Origin of the sequence: Flavobacterium erciyesense, from assembly GCF_018069925.1 — a bacterium.
In the GTDB taxonomy this organism is placed as follows: domain Bacteria; phylum Bacteroidota; class Bacteroidia; order Flavobacteriales; family Flavobacteriaceae; genus Flavobacterium; species Flavobacterium erciyesense.
This window is the reverse complement of sequence record NZ_JAGPXB010000031.1, coordinates 1-2,228: the sequence shown is the minus strand read 5'-3', so window position 1 is coordinate 2,228 and position 2,228 is coordinate 1. Positions and strand designations below refer to the sequence as shown.

The 2,228-nt window shown below is 35.7% G+C and carries 1 protein-coding gene; it reads right to left on the bottom strand.

From position 1 onward, the window contains the following. On the bottom strand, positions 1–1,917 hold a 1,917-nt coding region (locus tag KBJ98_RS15165), incomplete at its 3' end, for an Ig-like domain-containing protein (RefSeq protein WP_449536185.1). Between the last annotated feature and the right edge of the window lie 311 nt (positions 1,918–2,228).

The window sequence follows — 2,228 nt, the reverse complement described above, 5'->3', positions numbered from 1 at the left end:
TTGTACAACAGTCGCTGCAGTTGGTACCGCTGGTGGTGTTGGTGCATTATTGATTGTTACTGTTTGTGTCGATGAAGTAATACAAGTGTTATCCGTTGTACTTCTAACGTAAAGTGTATATGTATTTGGAGCTAATCCTGAAAACACATTTGATGTTTGGTAGTTGGTTCCATTCAAACTATACTCCACTCCATTTTGTGTACTCACTGTAATAGTTCCTGTTGGAACTGCACATGTTGGTTGTACAACAGTCGCTGCAGTTGGCACCGCTGGTGGCGTTGGCGCATTATTGATTGTTACTTGACTATCCGCCGATGTAATACAACTACTATTTGTTGTACTTCTTGTGTATAATGTATAAGTAGCCGCTGAAAGATTATCGAAAATAGGTGAGTTCTGAAAATTTATACCATCCAAACTATACTCTACGTCTTCTTGGGTAGAAAAAGTAATCTTTCCATTTGGGATTACACATGTTGGCTGAACAACATTAAAAGCATTAGGTTTCGATACAAAGTTCATCTCAATAGACGCATCAGAGTAACAAGGAGTTAAAGCGGCAGATGCCACAACAACAGGATTAGGATCTCGTTGATTAAAATCAACAGCGTTATTTCCATAATCTAACGCACTAGATCGCTCAGGACTTAAAAAAGAGTTTGTAATTGATTGCAAATCATTACCATCCGTTACTACCGTAAAAGCGAAAAATTTAAGGTCTCCAGTTGTATAACCAAGTGTAGCTTTATTTAACACAACTTCAAATCCATTTGAAATATCAGAAATTCCGGAACTATTTGGATTTACAGCAAAAGCAGATGAGGGGTTACCAGAAGACGCATTACCTATAAAACTTAGTAATGAAATATCACTTTTTAATTCTACTAAATTAGCACTATAATTGCCAGTTGCTGAATCAGCGAATAGCACCAAACAATAATCTGCTTGAAAATAGGAATCGAAAACATTACCATTATCATTTAAGAAATTAAAAGCTTTAACGGCACCACTACCATCTAAAACATCTGCAAAATTAGTCGTATTAAAACCGCCTGGTTTTGTATCTAAAAAAAGAAGTAAACTATTATTATTTGTAATTTTACCAGGTACAGCAAAAATAATTTTATCCTCCTCAGAGGCAACTTTAACAGCATTAACATAAGCATTAACAGCTGATGATGATAATGGAGCGCTTAAACCGTTATCTTCCAATGGACCGGTTCCAAAAGCTCTCTCATTAGAAACTCCATCAATAACAGATGAAAATCTTGAACGAACCATGACTACTTGACCATCCGTAAGTGTGTTAGTTACGAAAGTTCTGCTGGAGGACATCTGCTGAACAATATTTCCATCAACAGAGAATTCGAACAAATCAGCGCCACCATTTGCCGTGAAGGTAACGGTCTCACCAATACAGAATGGCTTCATTGGATCAACAACGGGAAAAGAGGACAGTGCAACAGAGGGAGGGGCAATAAATACAGAAGCTACTACAGGCACGCGAGTACTAAAATCACTACCCAACCTACTACGAACATAGTAAGTCCTAGTAGAGCGAATACTAGGACTGAAATTATTACCAGTAAAAACTGGCGTTGAAGAATTTTGGGAGGTAAACCATTCCACTGTTTCAGCTGTATTAACAGCAAAAGCTGATAAATTTACTTGTACAAAATTGACACCATCGCCACAAGAACTACCAGCGCTAACTGTAGGAACCGATAAGACAGCGCCTAATCTCATTCCTTTTTTAAAGCGTTTATTTTTTTTAACAGTATCAAAATCTTTTTGGATTTCCAAATCAGAATACCTTTTCCACGATTTATCATGCTTATCAAACGAAAAGCTATTCCAAATAACAAATAAGACAAAGACAACTGGTATTACAAAATTATAGAGTAATTTACACTTCATATTTGAACATTTTTAGATTTTGAAAAAACTTCAAAATTAAATACAAAAGTAAAGTATTAATCCCAATAAATAAACAAATATTTAATAAAGAATTAACTACAGAGAAAAGCCAAAATTGCAAAAAAAGAATTTACAAAATTAAAAATTACAACTGTCAACAAATTTCCAGATTCCACCTAAACCAACCACCAGTACCATCTAAAAACAAAAAAACTCCCTACTTCATAGGGAGTTTTTCTTGTTTACTAAGTACTCAGAGCGGGACTTGAACCCGCACGAACATTGCTGTTCACTGGATTTTAAGTCCAGCT